The sequence below is a fragment of the Nocardia cerradoensis NBRC 101014 genome (assembly GCF_000308535.1).
In the GTDB taxonomy this organism is placed as follows: Bacteria; Actinomycetota; Actinomycetes; order Mycobacteriales; family Mycobacteriaceae; genus Nocardia; species Nocardia cerradoensis.
In genome coordinates this window covers 77155-92292 of the sequence record NZ_BAFW01000388.1, presented here as the reverse complement: position 1 = coordinate 92292, position 15138 = coordinate 77155, and the positions used below count along the sequence as shown (strand labels likewise).

Sequence of the window (15138 nt, the reverse complement as noted above, 5' to 3'; positions counted from 1 at the left end):
GGTGCGCCCATGCTGCCGAGGATGCTCGCCCATTGTCCGGATTCCGGTCCGGTGGTAGCGTCCAGACACATGTCCAGTCCTGTGTCTCGGTTGGCGGTGTGCGGATGAGGCTCGATGTGAACGCGTTATATTTCGAGAGGTGGGTGTGATGACTGTGGCATCTGCGCAACCGGTCGTATTCGATCCCTACGACTACCGGTTCCACGAGGATCCGTATCCGGTCTATCGGCGGCTGCGCACGGAGGCGCCGCTGTACTACAACCCGGACCTGGACTTCTGGGCGCTCTCGCGCCACGCCGACGTGGCCGCCGCGTTCCGCGACGCCGCCCGCCTGTCCAGCGCCAACGGCGTCTCCCTGGATCCGGCCGCGTGGGGCCCGCACGCGCACAAGACCATGTCGTTCCTCGCCATGGACGATCCGCGTCACCTGCGCATGCGCCAGCTGGTCAACAAGGGCTTCACCCCGCGCCGGATCGCCGGTATGGGCGACCGGATCCGGGAACTGACGCTGCAACATCTCGAACCGGCGCTCGAGCGCGGCAGCTTCGACTGGATCGAGGACTTCGCGGGCAAACTGCCCATGGACGTCATCTCCGACATGATGGGCGTGCCGGAACCCGATCGCGCCGAGATCCGCCGGATGGCGGATCTGGTGGTGCATCGCGAGGAGGGCGTACTCGACGTTCCGGAGGCGGCCATCGAGGCCTCGCTGAATCTGGTCGTCTACTACTCCGACATGGTCGCCCAGCGTCGCCGCAGCCGCACCGAGGATCTCACCTCGGCGCTGCTCGACGCGGAGATCGACGGCGACAAACTCACCGACGACGAGATCATCGGCTTCATGTTCCTGATGGTCGTGGCCGGTAACGAGACCACCACCAAACTGCTCGGCAACGCCCTGTACTGGGCCGGCCGCAATCCCGAACAGTTCGCCAAGGTGGTCGCCGACGGCGATCTGGTGCCGGACTGGGTCGAAGAGACTCTGCGCTACGACAATTCGAGCCAGATGGTGGCGCGCTCCTCGGTCGTCGACGTGCCGTTCGAACACGGCGTGATCCCCGCCGGTTCGAAGGTGGTGTTGCTGATCGGCTCCGCCAATCGCGACGACGCGGTCTTCACCGACGGGGATCGCTACGACATCGAACGCACCGACAAGAGCGCGCTGGCCAGTTTCGGCGGCGGCGTGCACTTCTGCCTGGGTGCGCATCTGGCCCGCTTGGAGACCGTGGTCGCGTTGCGCGAGTTCGCCTCCCGTGTCCGGGAGTACTCGGTCGACGAGTCCGCCGTGGAGCGGGTGCATTCGACAAATGTCCGGGGGTTCGCGAAACTCCCTGTCACCGTGGAGGTTTCGTAATATGCCGCGTTTCGATCCGCATCCGGATGTGCGACCGGTTCTGATCGCGGGGGCGTCGTCGGGAATCGGCGCCGCGACCGCGATCATGCTGGCCGAGGCCGGATTCCCGGTGGCGCTCGGTGCGCGCCGGGTGGAGACGTGTCGTGAGCTCGCCGACAAGATCACCGCCAACGGCGGGACGGCCTTCGCGGGCTCGCTCGATGTCACCGACGACGCGTCGGTCGACGCCTTCGTCACCGCCGCCGAGGAGGCGCTCGGACCCATCGAGGTCGCCGTATCCGGTGCCGGAGACATCGAATTCGGCCTGGCCTACGAGATGGACCCGCAGACCTTCCTGAAACAGGTCGACGTTCATCTGGTGGGTGCGCAACGGCTGGCCCACCGCATCCTGCCCGGCATGATCTCCCGGCGCCGCGGCGATTTCGTCTTCATCGGCTCCGACTGCGCCGACCAGGTCCGCCCCCGCAACGGTGCCTACAACGCCGCCAAGACCGGACTCGAGGCGATGGCCCGGCAGCTGCGAATGGAGTTGGAGGGCACCGGTGTTCGCGCCTCGATCGTCCGGCCGGGCGCGACCCAGACCGGCATGGGGATGAACGCCGCACCCGAGCAGGTCGGCCCGCTGCTCGACGACTGGGTGAAGTGGGGGTTCGCCCGCCACCCCTTCTTCCTGCGGGCCTCCGACCTCGCCGCCGCGATCGCCGCGGTGGTCAACACACCGCGCGGTGCGCATCTGGTGCTGGTCGAGGTGCAGCCGGAAGCCCCGCTGCGCGAGCCGGACTCACCGAAACAGGAGCAGGGCTGATGCGTATCGAGGTGGATCTGGACCTGTGTCAGGGCCACGCGATGTGCCAGGCCGAGGCGCCGGACTACTTCGACGTGCCCAAACACGGCAAGGTCGACATCGTGCGGCCCGAGGTGGACGAGGCCGACCGCGCGGATGTCGAGAACGCGGTGCGGTACTGCCCGACCCAGGCACTCTCGATCGTGCGGGACCAGTGATGGGCGCGGCCGTTCGGGAAGGGGAGCGTTCGTGATCCGGGTGATCCAGTGGGCGACCGGCGGAGTGGGTCGCGCCGCGATCGAAGGCGTCCTCGACCATCCGGAGCTGGAACTCGTGGGCGCCTGGGTGCACAGTCCGGACAAGGACGGCGTGGACCTCGGCGTGCTTGTCGGCCGCGAACCCGTGGGCGTCACGGCCACCACCGATGCCGAGGCCCTGCTCGCCCTCGACGCCGACTGCGTGGTCTACAGCCCGGTCTTCGCCGACACCGCGGTCCTGCGCGCGATCCTGCGCTCGGGCAAGAACGTGGTGACCCCGCTGGGCTGGTTCTATCCCCGGCAGCGCGACCGCGAGAAGTTCGACGCGGTCTGTGCCGAGGGTGGAGTCACGTTGCACGGCACCGGAATTCACCCCGGCGGTCTCACCGAACGGTTGCCGCTGGTGGTCTCGGCGCTGTCGGGTTCGGTGACCGGGATCCGTGCCGAGGAGTTTTCCGATATCCGCACCTACGGCGCCCCGGATGTGGTGCGGCACTGGATGATGTTCGGCGCCGATCCGGACAAGGCCGCGCAAAGCACCGTTGCGGCGATGCTGGCCGGCGGCTACAGCCAGTCGGTGTGGATGCTGGCCGACGAACTGGGCTTCGACCTGGACCCCGACATCCGCACCACCCACGACATCGCGGTCGCCACCGCGCCGATCGATTCGCCGATCGGCATCATCGAACCGGGACAGGTTGCGGCCCAGCACTTTCGGTGGGAGGGCACGGTCGACGGCGAACCGGTGATCACGGCGGCGGTCAACTGGTTCATGGGTGAGCGCGACTTCGACCCGGCGTGGAGTTTCGGGCCGAACGGGCAGCGGTTCGAGGTCGAGGTGCGCGGCGATCCCGGCTGTGTCCTGACCCTGTCCGGTCTGCACGCCCACGATCCGGCCGAGGGGGCCCGGCGCAATCCTTCGATCGTCGCCACGGCTCTGAACTGTGTGAATGCGATCCCCGATGTCGTCGCGGCCGAACCGGGTGTGCGGACCTATCTCGATCTGCCGCTGCCGGCGGGACGGGCCGCGCCGCATCTGCATCGCGACCGGAGAACCGAGGTGAGCGGATGAACGAAACCCGCCGTTGAATTCCCGGGTGCCCCTCGGGTTTTCATCGACCGAACGGTGCGATACAGACGAATAGTGGTGGGCGAGCGCGTCCGGACGATCGGGAAATTCCGTCGATCGGGCTGTATTTTGCATGCCAGAAATAGCTTTGTCATAACTTCTGTTTTTCCGGAATGCGCGCGTCCGCAGCTCTTTTCCACTGCAGTGCAACGTGTTCTAATCAAGGAAGAACATGTTTCGAACAAAATTCATGATTCGCAGTGCAGCGGACACGAGGAGGAACTGTGGCTGCTCCGTCGATACCGGCCGGATTCGATTTCACCGACCCGGGACTGTGGGCCGAGAGAAGTCCGGTCGCCGAATTCGCGGAATTGCGGCGCACCGCGCCGGTCTGGTGGAACGCCCAGAACGCGGAGCAGGCCTACCCCTTCGAGGATGCGGGCTACTGGGTGGTGAGCCGGCACGAGGACATCAAGGAGATCTCGCGCCGCTCGGACGTCTTCTCCTCGGAGAAGAAGGGTTCCATCATCCGGTTGCCCGGCTTCGCGACGCCGGAGCAGTTGTCGGTCACCAGTGCGCTGCTGGTGAACATGGATCCGCCCAAGCACACCAAGATCCGCCGCATCATCTCGAAGGGCTTCACCCCGCGCGCGGTGGAGAGCCTGCGCGTGGCATTGACCGAGCGGGCCGAGCGAATCGTGCGCGCGGCCAAGGAATCCGGCGGCGGCGATTTCGTCGAACAGGTGGCGTGCGAATTGCCGCTCCAGGCTATCGCCGAACTGCTCGGTGTCCCGCAGGACGATCGGCACAAGCTGTTCGACTGGTCGAATCAGATGCTCAACTACGACGACCCTGAATACGGCGATTCCGCGGTCGCCTCGGCCGAAATTCTCGGCTACGCGTGGAATATGGCCGAGACACGCCGGACGGAGCCGTCGGACGATATCGTCAGCCAGCTGGTGAGCGCCGATATCGACGGCGAGGCATTGGGTTCGGACGAATTCGGATTCTTCGTGATTCTGCTGGCGGTGGCCGGAAACGAGACCACGCGTAATGCGATCACCCACGGGATGAAGGCTTTCGTCGATCATCCGGAACAGTGGGAGCTGTACCGGCAGCAGCGCCCGCGCACCGCGGTCGACGAAATCGTGCGCTGGGCGACTCCGGTCACCGCGTTCCAGCGCACCGCCACCGAGGATGTGGAATTGGGCGGTCAGCTGATCAAGGCGGGCGAGCGGGTCGGATTGTTCTACAGCTCGGCCAATTTCGACGAGGCGGCCTTCGACAAGCCCTTCGATTTCGACGTGCTGCGCGACCCCAACCCGCATCTCGCCTTCGGCGGCACCGGCGCGCACTTCTGTGTCGGCGCCAACCTCGCCCGCCTGGAAATCGACCTGATGTTCAACGCCATCGCCGACGTCATGCCCGATCTGCGTCAGATCGCCGACCCGCAGCGCCTGCGCTCGGGCTGGATCAACGGCATCAAGCACTGGCAGGTCGAATACTCCTAGACCCGGGGTAAAGGGCTGGGGGACAGCCGAGGGCCGCACGATCACTCGTGCGGCCCTCGGTCGTCTGCGTGGCATGCGGTGTGGCTCAGCGTCATTCCCAGCGCAGTGGACCGATGGCCTTCACGCCGACGCTCGGTGATCGGGCACGCGGAGGCCGTCGAGCACGACGGCGATCAGAGGGTTCGGTGCGTTGCGCGCCCGGGCGCGGCGTTGGACCGTCGCCGCGCCGATGACCAGGTCGAGCACGTCGGCGACACCGATCTCGGGCCGTACGGCCCGTGCCTCTTTCGCCCGGGTGAGCAGGGTGTCGAACGACCGGATGAACTCGTGCCGGAGCCGGTCGGGTATCGCTACGGCCGTGTCACCGTCGTCCAGTGCTTCGCACAGGGCCTGGTTGAGGGCGACCTCGCCGACGAGGTGGGTGAAGTAGTCGAAGAACGCGTCCTCCGGCGCGGAATCGGCGTCCGCGAGCATGCGGGCTCGTTCGGTGAACTCCTCCACCCGGCCGACGACGACCGCTTCGAACAATGCGGAACGGGTGGGGAAATGCCGGTACACGGTGCCGACGCCGACGCCCGCTCGGCGCGCGATCTCGTCGAAGGACGCCGACGAGCCGTCGATCGAGAGCATCTTCCGGGCGACGGCCAGCACCTGGTCTCGGTTGCGGCGCGCGTCCGCGCGCAGTGGCCTGCCACCCTGCTCGGCGTCGTTACCCATCGCTCGATCGTAGCGGCCACCATTGCGAAACGGAGACGGCTCTCCGTATAGTGATGAAAGCGGAGAGTGGTCTCCGTTTACTGCGCGTGGTGGCGCGGAAGATCCGAAGATCCGCCTACGGAGGGCACATGGACCAGGTTGTTTTCGTCATCGGCGCGACCGGACAGCAGGGCGGGGCGGTCGCCGACCGGCTGCTCGCCGACGGGTGGCGGGTGCGGGTGTTGACTCGGCGCCCGGACAGCGACAGGGCGCGGAGCCTGGCGCAGGCGGGTGCGCAGGTGATCGCGGGCTCGCTGGAAGACCTCGCGACGATCGACCGCTGTGTCGACGGCGCCTACGGTGTGTACAGCGTGCATCCCGGTCCGCTGGCGCCGGAGCAGGACGAGGTCGAGGCCGGTAAGGCCGTCACCGACGCGGCGGTGAAATACGGTGTGGCACATCTGGTTTACAGTTCGGGCCTCGGCGCCGACCGCGGCGGCCAGCCGGCCAAATGGGAAATCGAGCAATACATCGCCGCGTCGGGTGTCTCGGCCACGGTGCTGCGGCCGAGTTCCTTCATGGAGAATCTGATCACGCAGTCCGACACGGTCGGGATCCGCGACGGCGCGCTACGCACCGCCGCCGCTGCCCACGTGCGTCAGCAATTCATCGCGCTCGACGATATCGGCGCGTTCACCGCGCTCGCGCTGCGGAATCCGGACGACTACCGCGGCCGGACGCTGGAACTGGTCGGCGACGTGCTGACCCCGCCCGAGGTCGCCGCGCAGGTGAGCGCCGCCGTCGGGCGAACGGTCCCTTACATCCAGCGTCCGATCGAGGAACTGCGCCGCATCAACGAACGCTTCGCCCGCGGCTACGAATTGCTCAACAGCGGTAACGGCAGCATCCCCGACGTCGACGTCGACGAACTACGCACACTGCACCCGGGATTGATGACCTTCCGGGACTGGCTCGAGGCCAAAGGCGCGAAGCTGATCCGCTCCGTGCTCGACACCCGGGCGTGATCATCGCCGGGTGGTGCCGTCGCGCTGCTCGATGCCGCGAGGGCCGCGCGATCGCTCGTGCGGCCCTCGGTCGTTTCATTGATTCGCTCGGCCCGCCGGGCCAGGTCCGACCTGTGGTCAGCCGTAGTGGCACACGTAGTGCAGCGTCTGCACAACCTCGATGTCGAACGAGCTGTCGCCAGGCACGGAGAACGATTCCCCGCCGCGATAGGTCGTCGGCTCGGTTTCGCCGGGCAGAGTCACGGCGCACTCGCCTTCCACCAGCTCCATGACTTCCGGGGCGCCGGTGCTGAAGGTCAAGGTCGCGGGCTGGATCACGCCGACCGACTTCTTGGTGCCGTCGGGCAGCGTGAGGCTGTAGCTCACGCATGTGCCGTCGAAGTACACATTGGCCTTGGTGGCCACGCTGACGTTCTCGAACTGCGACATGGTCTCTTTCCCGGAGATGAGGTGGAGGGGTCAGCCTACTGTCGCCACCTTCGCGCTCCGCGCGGGAGCCTCGGGACGCGGGACTCGTGATCTGAACGTGATCCGCGATACAGAATCCCCTACTGTGTGCCAACACACAGTTTAGCGAGGATCTCCCGGTCGTCCCAGGGAAAGTGTGGTGCCGGCACCGTTCTCTCGAACGTGTGTTCGTTGCACCCATGATGCATGAGCGTTATCGTCTTGAGATATAACCGGCTCGCCCGATTCGGTTATGTAATGCGAATCGCGCATTCGTGTCTCCCAATTGAAACCCTCGTCATACACGGCCGCGCCGTCGGAGTGAAACCCCGTCGGCGGACCGGACGCGGCAGGACGTACGCCTGACATATGTCGAGGCGCCACACATCGCGGCGCCTGCAGTAGTTCGGCCGATCCAGATCAAGTCATCCCCCAGCACCTCGTGCAGAGGCGAGTTCGTTGCGGTCCCGTCGGGTCGCGCGCTGCCCGCCGCATGCCCGAGCCCGGCCGAACGGTCAAGAACAAGGAATCACATCGCATGTCTTCGAAACTCGCGCGCCGCACGTCGGTGACATCACTCGTTCGTACCGCCGGTGCCGTGGCAGCGGCCGCCGCCGCGGTCGCGGCCATCACCACCGCCGCCGGCGTCAGCGAGTCGGCCAAACCGGACGCGGTCGCGCTGCATGCGTTGTCGACCCCCGTTGTCCCGGCGGCCCCGGCCGCCGCAGCTCCGGCGCCCGCTCCGGCGCCCCAGCCGAGTGCCGCTCCGGCGCCACAGCCCATTGCCGCACCGGCGGCGTTGCCCGGCGCCGATCAGGCGCATGTCAGCGCCTGGCTGCCGCAGATCAACACTGCGATGGCGGCGGCGGGTATCGACGACACACCGCAGCGTGCTGCCGCCTTCCTCGCTCAGATCGGTCAGGAAACGGATGGCTTCGCCACCTTGACCGAATACAGCGACGGCAGCGCCTACGACGGGCGCGCGGATCTCGGCAACACCGAGCCCGGTGACGGACCCAAGTACAAGGGGCGCGGTGCCCTCCAGCTCACCGGCCGGCACAATTACGAACTCGCGAGCCAGGCGCTGGGCGTCGACTTCGTCAACCACCCGGAGCTGGTCGCCGATCCGCAGTACGCGTTCGCCACGGCCGCGTGGTACTGGACCACCCACAACCTCAATGCCGTGGCGGACAACGCCCACCCCCAGAACCCGGCGAGCATCGACCCGGTGTCGCAGATCATCAACGGTGGTTCGAACGGCAGAGACGTCCGTCGCGATCACTTCATTCAGGTCTGCCAGGTACTGAAGTGCCCGTAGGCCCCCGGGTGGCGCCTTCACCATCAGTGTCCGCGCTTGATCCACTCCGGTAGGTGGGGCGCCTCGGCACCGATGGTCGTGGAGTCGCCGTGTCCGGTGAGGACGGTGGTGTCTGCAGGGAGATGCAGCAGGCGGGTGCGGATGGATTCGATGATCGTCGGGAAGCTCGAGAACGAGCGGCCGGTGGCGCCGGGGCCGCCCTGGAACAGGGTGTCGCCGGTGAAGACCGTCTTCTCCGAGGCCAGATACAGGCTCACCGCGCCGGGGGAGTGGCCCGGTGTGTGCAGGACCTCGATGTCGCTGTCCGCCAACGGAATTCGCTCCCGATCGTGCAGCGGCTCGTAGCGGGTGTCGGGGTAGATCGCGCTCCACAGCACCTCGTCGGCCGGATGCAGCAGGATCGGGGCCCGCAGCGCCGCGGCCAGTTCGGTGGCCACGTTGATGTGGTCGTTGTGGGCGTGGGTGCAGATGATCGCGCGCACCGTGCGATCGCCGACGGCCGCGATGATCGGCTCGGCCTGGTGGGCGGCGTCGATGACGACGGCCTCGCGGTCGTCGCCGACGACCCAGACGTTGTTGTCGACATCCCAACTGCCGCCGTCCAATTCGAACTTTCCGGAGGTGACGACGCGGTCGATCTTCACAGCGTCACCACCGATCGCAGGACGTCGCCGTGGTGCATGGTGGTGAAGGCCTGCTCCACCTGGTCGAGGGCCACGCGCTCGCTGACGAAGCGCTCCAGCGGCAACCGTCCCTGGCGGTAGAGGTCGAGCAGCATCGGGAAGTCGCGTTCCGGCAGGCAGTCGCCGTACCACGAGGATTTCAGCGAGCCGCCGTGCGAGAAGAAGTCGATGAGCGGCATCTCCAGCGTCATATCCGGCGTCGGCACGCCGACCAGCACCACCGTGCCGGCCAGATCGCGCGCGTAGAAGGCCTGCTTCCAGGTTTCCGGCCGCCCGACCGCGTCGATCACCACGTCGGCGCCGAAACCACCGGTCAATTCCTGCACCCGCTCGACCACGTCGTCACCGGCCTCGAGGGTGTGGGTGGCGCCGAGTTCCTTGGCCCACTCCAGCTTTCGCGGATCGCGGTCGATCGCGATGATGGTGGTGGCGCCCGCCAGCCGCGCCCCCGCGATCGCCGCGTCACCGACGCCGCCGCAGCCGATGACCGCGACCGAATCGCCGTAGCTCACGCCGCCGGTGTTGATCGCCGCGCCCAGCCCGGCCATCACACCGCAGCCGAGCAGGCCCGCCACGGCGGGATCGGTCTCCGGGTCGATCACGGTGCACTGCCCCTCGTGGACCAGGGTCTTGTCGGCGAAGGCGCCGATGCCCAGGGCCGGGGTCAGCTCGGTGCCGTCTGCCAGCGTCATCGGCTTGCTCGCGTTGTGGGTGTCGAAGCAGTACCACGGCTTGCCACGCTTGCAGGCCCGGCACTGGCCGCACACCGCGCGCCAGTTCAGCACCACGTGATCGCCGGGCTGGACGTGGGTGACGGCATCGCCGACGGTGTCCACCACGCCGGCCGCCTCGTGGCCGAGCAGGAAGGGGAATTCGTCGTTGATGCCGCCCTCGCGGTAGGTCAGATCGGTATGGCACACCCCGCAGGCCTGCACCCGCACCACCACGTCGTGCGGACCCGGATCGGGGATGACGATATCGACGATCTCGACCGGGGCGCCCACACTGCGGGCGATGACGCCGCGAACCTTCTGGGACATGGAATCTCCTTTACGCGTCGGTGGTGCCGGTTCACCTTACGGGTCAGTGTATGCCCGCACCGGGTGCGCCGGACAGGTGTCCAGACTATAGTTCAGCTTCCTCGTCTGTGCCGCTCGCGTGCTGGTGGAAACCATTTTCATCTCCGTGGCGGGCGGCGGCGGAACTCCTCGCTCACCGCGCACCACAGCGCGTGGTATTGCGGCAGAAGGGAATGTGCTTGCGCCAAACTCGGCGTGTCGATGAAGACCACGCCGTGGCACGAGTACCGCGTCACCCGGAAATTCACGAAAGATTCGGTATTGACGGCTTTTTCGCGATCGGTGAGATGAGTGATCTCGACCCGCTCGCGGCCGGCGACCCGCCACCACGCCGACGACGGCCCGACCGCCGTCCGGAAATGGCCGCTATTCGCGGTATCGGTCACGGTATTTCGCCTCTCCGGCGCGGTCCTCGCGCGCGATGCGGTCGATGATCGCGCGCACGGAATCGCGCGATTCGGGCTTGGAGATCTGTTCGGGCCAGAACACCGCGAGCACGATCACAGCGAGCGGAATACTGATCAGCAGAACGAATTCCCAGAACATCGGCCTCACTCCCGACCCGAGTCCGGCACCAAGTGTTTCGCCTCGATGAGCCGCTGCTTCGCCTGCTGTTTCACCGGGCACACGCACAAAGCGCAGTCGATGTGCAATTGCATGATGATATGCGCGTAGGAGACGGTCATGATCGGCATTCGATCGTGGTTGAGCAGTCCCATGGTGGATACTTCCCCTGCGATGTGAAAGTGGTTGTCGGCGTTGAGGTTGCATCGACTCGGCCGCGAGTTGTAGTCGAATGGTGGGGATTTCGGATATCCGTTGCCGTACCGATTGTTTGAACTCGTCTACCAGCAACCTGTCCAGTGGGGACCTGTCCAGAAAACCGGGACACAATCGATAGGGGAGCTAACAACATGGGGTCAGGGAGCACACTCGCGCAACGAGCATTGGGGCGCGAACTGCGGCGGCTGCGAAACAACAAGGGAATGGGACAATCCCAGGCCGCGCGCATCGCGGAAACGTCGCATCAGACCATCGGCCGCATCGAAGAGGGGCAGACGACGAGAATCACGAGCCTCCAGGTGAACGCACTGTGCGACAGCTACGGGGCGAGCGATGAGGAGCGGCGCATCTGCCTGGATCTGGTGAAGGAGATTCGCGCATCGCGGGAGGGGAAGGTGACGGCCAGCTGGTGGAGGGCGTACGCGGACCAGATTTCGACTGGTTTCAACCACTACCTGGCGCTGGAGGATGCGGCGGACCGGCTGACGATCTGGAAGACGACCATCGTGCCCGGCCTGTTTCAGACACCCGACTACAGGCGTGCTATCGCCTGGGCTGAATATCCTGAAATCCCTGGAGCGCAACTCGAGCGCCGTATCGAGTGGCAGACCCATCGCCAAGAGCGGCTGCAAGATGTGAATCTGCGAGTTTCGGCCCTGCTGCACGAGGCTGTGCTGTGTGATCAGGTCGGCGGTCAGGCGGTACATTCCGACCAGCTGAGGCACCTCGTGAACCTGGCGGCGTTGCCGAACGTCTGCATCCGAATCGTCCCCTTCGTCGCGAGTAGCCCTCTCGGCTCGGTAGCGGGGCCATTCACTAAGTTGGAGTTCCCGGACCTCCCACAGTCTGGCCTCGCCCAACCGCCCATCATTTATGTCGAGGGTTGGGCCGGGGATCTCTACCTGGAACGTGACGCAGAGCTGCAACGATATTCGCAAGCTCTCCGAGATGTTGATCGTGTAGCGTTGTCACCAGCTGATTCGGTGGCACTGATCAAGGAGCACATGCCGTGAACAACGATCTGTCCGGGGCGAAGTGGTTCAAATCAAGCTTCTCGAGCTCAACCAAGGACTGCGTCGAGGTGGCGTTCCTCAATGACGGTGTCGGCGTACGTGATTCGAAGAACCCCGCCGGTCCCGCCTTGATCTTCACGCCCTCGGAGTGGTCCACGTTCACCGCGAGCGTAGAGCAGGGTGACTTCGACCAGGCATAGGAGCGTGCCATGAGCAACGATCTGTCCACGGCGAAGTGGTTCAAGTCGAGTCGATCGACCTCTACCAAGGATTGCGTCGAGGTGGCGTTCCTCGAAGATGGTGTCGGCGTGCGTGATTCGAAGAATCCCGCTGGCCCTGTCCTGGTCTTCACTTCTTCCGAGTGGTCCGCGTTCACCACCGGCCTGGAACATGGCCGGTTCGACCACGCCTGAGGCATCCTGTAGCAGCCGAGAACCCCCGAGGGTGGAACCTTCGGGGGTTCTGCCGTCCGCAGCCTCCTCGACAGAGGTATTGCGCCGACCGGTGCCCTGGCCGTCGATCTCATGCAACACTAATTGTTGAGCCTCCCAGCTTGTTTCGGCATTACCGACCAAGGAGCGCCTGTCATGAGCAAGGACCTGTCCGGGGCGAAGTGGTTCAAGTCGAGCTTCTCAGGCGCGAGCAAGGACTGCGTCGAGGTGGCGTTCCTCGATGATGGTGTGAGCGTTCGCGATTCGAAGAACCGTACCGGTGCTGCCCTGTTCTTCGCTCCCGCGGAGTGGTCCACCTTCACCGCCGGTGTTCGGCGCGGCCGGTTCGGTTAGGCGTAGCCTCCGCCCTGAACTTTTCGTGCAAAGCTCGGCGATATCGCGCGAAAACCGCCAAAAGTGCCGGAGCTTGCACGATTAGTTCACCGGTAGATGTCCACGGCGGCCCGGTGTGGCCCGTCGACGCCCGACCGAGCTCGGCCCGACCGCGCACCCTCGCCGGTTCATCTCCGGCCGGTGGTGGCCAGGGCGAGCAGCCCGGCTCGGTGACCACCAATCCGACCTGGCGTGGTGCTGTTCCTGGATTGGGCCGGCAGTGATTTCGAGGGACATCCTCCGGCGGCCGGCACGCCCTCCCGGCAGGAGACCATCGAATATTGCGAGCATCGCACCGGAATGCCGGTCCGCAACCTGGTGTTCAACGAAGTCCTCGCCGCCGTCCTGCTCGGTATTCCGCTGCTGCGGATGGCGCATCGCCTGAAACTCCCGCCCGAACTCGACCTGACGGCATTCTGTGCGGGCCGCGTGGGACAACTCCTGGCCGGACCGGACTGATCAACCGCGCAGCATGGTCGCCACCACGGTGGCGCTGAGCGCCAGGAGACGGCCGGCCTCGAATGCCGCTTTCCCCTCGTCACCGTCGGCGACGGCCCGGACGAGTGCATCGTGCCCGTCCGGGTCGTCGATCTCCGGCCCGAGAACATGCTCGAGTGCCTCGGGCATCTGATCCAGTGCCTTGATCAAGGTGTTGAAGGAGAGCCGGTAGGGGAGGTTGTCCGAGGCGTCGACCACGCGCGTCCAGAAAGCTCGATCGACGAACACCAAGTCGTTGCGCGACAACGGTTCCCGATATCGACCGGCTGCCGCGCGCAATGCCTCGACCGTGTCGGGATCGGCTCGCCGGGCGGCGAGGCGGGCGGCATCGACGCCGATCGCGTGCCGGAATTCGAACACCGAACGGATCAGCGTGGGGCCCACCCGTTCCAGCGGTCCGGTGGCGATATAGGCCAGCACATCCAGTCCGGCGTGCTCGCGCAGGTTCAGTACCTCGGTGGGGCCGCCGTGGACGATGCGCACCAAGCCGATCTGTTCCAGCCGCTTGAGCGCCTCCCGGATGGCGTGCCGGTTCACCTGGAGGGTGGCCGCCAGCTCCCGCTCCGACGGCAGCTCCCGGATATCGCCTTCGAGGATCTGGGTCAGCAATTGCTGGAACACCCCGTCCGAGACGTTCTGCCGACGCACAGGTACCAGATCCATGCCCCGACGGTATCTCAGAGAGGTAAGACCACCAACCAGGTTGCCGGTAACTGGTCCAACCAGTAATGTCCGAGCGGTACCCGCTGGTCGAGTCTTCGTCCACCAGCTCACCGACACAGGAACGGTTACCCATGGCATCCGCCGACCCCGAGTTCTACCGAGAGCAGCAGGCCTGGCGTGACCTGCAACAATTCTTGCCGCAGCGGCTCCGCTTGGGTGAGTCGACCGCGCCCGACGAAGAGTTCTGGGAGTGGCGCGGCCACCGCGTCCATCTGGATCGCTACCGCGACGCGAGTGCTCCGGCCAAGATCGTGCTCCATCACGGGGTCGGCACCAACGGCCGGCAGATGAGCCTGATCGCCGGCGCTCCGCTGGCCCGGCGGGGATTCGAAACCGTCGCGCTGGACAACCTCGGTTACGGCCTGACCCGGGTCGCCCCGGGAACGGTGCCGACCTACGACGACTGGGTCGACCTGGTGGTCGACTTCCTCGCCTACGAGCAAACCCGCGACGATCGGCCGATCGTGCTCTACGGCCTGAGTGCGGGCGGTCTGCTCACCTATCACGTCGCCGCGAAGGCCCCGAAGGGCACGCTGCGCGGCATCGTCGGCATGACCTTCCTGGACCAGTCCGACCAGCGGGTGCGCGACGAGACAGCGCACGACATCGTGAGCTCGCGCATCGGTGTCCCGCTGATGCGGCTCGCGGCGCGCACCCCGGCCGGTCGCCTGCGTTTCCCGATGACCCTGGCGTCGAAGATGTCGGCACTGGTCAACGACAAGGCCGCGCTGGCGGTCATGACCCGAGACCGCACCTCCGCAGGCAACCGCGTCTCGATCCGCTTCCTCACCTCCTACGTCGGCTACCGGCCGGCGATCGAACCCGCGCAGTTCGACGCCTGCCCGATCCTGCTCACCCAGCCCGCCGAAGACCGTTGGTCCCCACTGCATCTGAGCCGACCGGTGCTGGCGCCGATCACCGCCGTGCCGGTACGAACGGTCATGCTCGACAACGCCGGGCACTACCCCCTCGAAGAACCGGGTCTGACCCAGATGCACGACGCCATCACCGAATTCGTCTCCGACACCATCCGGTAATACTCGGTTTTACCACCGGCGGTGCGTCCAGGCGCCG

21 protein-coding genes are annotated in these 15138 nt (G+C 66.0%); 13 read left to right on the top strand and 8 right to left on the bottom strand.

Annotated elements, in window-relative coordinates:
• Positions 1-148 precede the first annotated feature (148 nt).
• The 5 genes from ON23_RS35440 to ON23_RS35420 all read left to right on the top strand — a co-directional run bounded on the left by ON23_RS35440 (position 149) and on the right by ON23_RS35420 (position 4975).
• Positions 149-1354 (top strand): cytochrome P450, encoded by a 1206-nt coding sequence (locus ON23_RS35440; RefSeq protein WP_039784337.1) that lies wholly within the window; start codon positions 149-151, stop codon positions 1352-1354.
• 1 nt (position 1355) lies between these two features.
• On the top strand, positions 1356-2159 hold the full coding sequence (locus ON23_RS35435) for an SDR family oxidoreductase (protein ID WP_039784252.1): 804 nt from the start codon (positions 1356-1358) through the stop codon (positions 2157-2159).
• Positions 2159-2356, top strand: coding sequence for a ferredoxin (locus ON23_RS35430; protein WP_039784250.1), 198 nt, complete (start codon positions 2159-2161; stop codon positions 2354-2356). Before ON23_RS35435 ends, ON23_RS35430 begins: the two co-directional genes overlap by 1 nt.
• Positions 2357-2387: 31 nt before the next feature.
• Entirely contained in the window at positions 2388-3467 is a 1080-nt protein-coding gene (locus tag ON23_RS35425) for an NAD(P)H-dependent amine dehydrogenase family protein (protein WP_039784247.1), read from the top strand.
• Between the two features lie 281 nt (positions 3468-3748).
• Positions 3749-4975 (top strand): cytochrome P450, encoded by a 1227-nt coding sequence (locus ON23_RS35420; protein ID WP_039784246.1) that lies wholly within the window; start codon positions 3749-3751, stop codon positions 4973-4975.
• Positions 4976-5095: 120 nt separating this feature from the next.
• Here the strand turns inward: ON23_RS35420 and ON23_RS35415 are convergent, their stop codons facing one another.
• Complete coding sequence (locus ON23_RS35415; RefSeq protein ID WP_039784244.1) at positions 5096-5692, bottom strand: TetR/AcrR family transcriptional regulator; 597 nt, start codon at positions 5690-5692, stop codon at positions 5096-5098.
• Between the two features lie 128 nt (positions 5693-5820).
• On the opposite strand from ON23_RS35415, the gene ON23_RS35410 reads away from it, so the two are divergent.
• Entirely contained in the window at positions 5821-6696 is an 876-nt protein-coding gene (locus tag ON23_RS35410) for an NmrA/HSCARG family protein (protein ID WP_039784242.1), read from the top strand.
• 117 nt (positions 6697-6813) lie between these two features.
• Here ON23_RS35410 and ppnP read toward each other — a convergent pair whose 3' ends face one another.
• Complete coding sequence (gene ppnP / locus ON23_RS35405; protein WP_039784241.1) at positions 6814-7125, bottom strand: pyrimidine/purine nucleoside phosphorylase; 312 nt, start codon at positions 7123-7125, stop codon at positions 6814-6816.
• 556 nt (positions 7126-7681) lie between these two features.
• On the opposite strand from ppnP, the gene ON23_RS36435 reads away from it, so the two are divergent.
• A complete protein-coding gene (locus ON23_RS36435; RefSeq protein ID WP_083904456.1) occupies positions 7682-8461 on the top strand; it encodes a glycoside hydrolase family 19 protein in 780 nt (259 codons plus the stop codon).
• 23 nt (positions 8462-8484) lie between these two features.
• Here the strand turns inward: ON23_RS36435 and ON23_RS35395 are convergent, their stop codons facing one another.
• The 5 genes from ON23_RS35395 to ON23_RS38675 all read right to left on the bottom strand — a co-directional run bounded on the left by ON23_RS35395 (position 8485) and on the right by ON23_RS38675 (position 10942).
• The gene (locus ON23_RS35395) at positions 8485-9105 is read right to left on the bottom strand and encodes an MBL fold metallo-hydrolase (protein ID WP_245556281.1); all 621 of its coding nucleotides are present in this window, start codon (positions 9103-9105) and stop codon (positions 8485-8487) included.
• On the bottom strand, positions 9102-10184 hold the full coding sequence (locus ON23_RS35390) for an S-(hydroxymethyl)mycothiol dehydrogenase (RefSeq protein ID WP_039784239.1): 1083 nt from the start codon (positions 10182-10184) through the stop codon (positions 9102-9104). The genes ON23_RS35395 and ON23_RS35390 overlap by 4 nt, the downstream gene beginning before the upstream one ends.
• A 137-nt stretch (positions 10185-10321) precedes the next feature.
• Entirely contained in the window at positions 10322-10609 is a 288-nt protein-coding gene (locus ON23_RS35385; protein ID WP_039784238.1) for a hypothetical protein, read from the bottom strand.
• Positions 10590-10769: a hypothetical protein gene (locus ON23_RS35380; RefSeq protein ID WP_039784235.1), complete on the bottom strand. Its 180-nt coding sequence runs from the start codon at positions 10767-10769 to the stop codon at positions 10590-10592. Before ON23_RS35380 ends, ON23_RS35385 begins: the two co-directional genes overlap by 20 nt.
• Before the next feature lie 5 nt (positions 10770-10774).
• Positions 10775-10942 carry a hypothetical protein gene (locus ON23_RS38675; RefSeq protein ID WP_167331926.1) on the bottom strand — a complete coding sequence of 56 codons (168 nt, stop codon included), beginning with the start codon at positions 10940-10942 and terminating at the stop codon, positions 10775-10777.
• A 195-nt stretch (positions 10943-11137) separates the two neighbouring features.
• Between ON23_RS38675 and ON23_RS35375 the strand changes: the two genes are divergently transcribed.
• The 5 genes from ON23_RS35375 to ON23_RS35355 all read left to right on the top strand — a co-directional run bounded on the left by ON23_RS35375 (position 11138) and on the right by ON23_RS35355 (position 13302).
• Positions 11138-12019 (top strand): helix-turn-helix domain-containing protein, encoded by an 882-nt coding sequence (locus tag ON23_RS35375; RefSeq protein ID WP_039784233.1) that lies wholly within the window; start codon positions 11138-11140, stop codon positions 12017-12019.
• Complete coding sequence (locus ON23_RS35370; RefSeq protein WP_039784232.1) at positions 12016-12219, top strand: DUF397 domain-containing protein; 204 nt, start codon at positions 12016-12018, stop codon at positions 12217-12219. The genes ON23_RS35375 and ON23_RS35370 overlap by 4 nt, the downstream gene beginning before the upstream one ends.
• A 9-nt stretch (positions 12220-12228) precedes the next feature.
• The gene (locus ON23_RS35365; RefSeq protein WP_039784230.1) at positions 12229-12432 is read left to right on the top strand and encodes a DUF397 domain-containing protein; all 204 of its coding nucleotides are present in this window, start codon (positions 12229-12231) and stop codon (positions 12430-12432) included.
• Between the two features lie 174 nt (positions 12433-12606).
• Entirely contained in the window at positions 12607-12804 is a 198-nt protein-coding gene (locus ON23_RS35360; protein ID WP_039784228.1) for a DUF397 domain-containing protein, read from the top strand.
• A 234-nt stretch (positions 12805-13038) separates the two neighbouring features.
• Entirely contained in the window at positions 13039-13302 is a 264-nt protein-coding gene (locus ON23_RS35355; RefSeq protein ID WP_157170389.1) for a hypothetical protein, read from the top strand.
• Here ON23_RS35355 and ON23_RS35350 read toward each other — a convergent pair whose 3' ends face one another.
• Positions 13303-14004 (bottom strand): FadR/GntR family transcriptional regulator, encoded by a 702-nt coding sequence (locus tag ON23_RS35350; RefSeq protein ID WP_051043798.1) that lies wholly within the window; start codon positions 14002-14004, stop codon positions 13303-13305.
• A 131-nt stretch (positions 14005-14135) separates the two neighbouring features.
• On the opposite strand from ON23_RS35350, the gene ON23_RS35345 reads away from it, so the two are divergent.
• On the top strand, positions 14136-15101 hold the full coding sequence (locus ON23_RS35345) for an alpha/beta hydrolase (protein ID WP_039784223.1): 966 nt from the start codon (positions 14136-14138) through the stop codon (positions 15099-15101).
• Positions 15102-15138 lie beyond the last annotated feature (37 nt).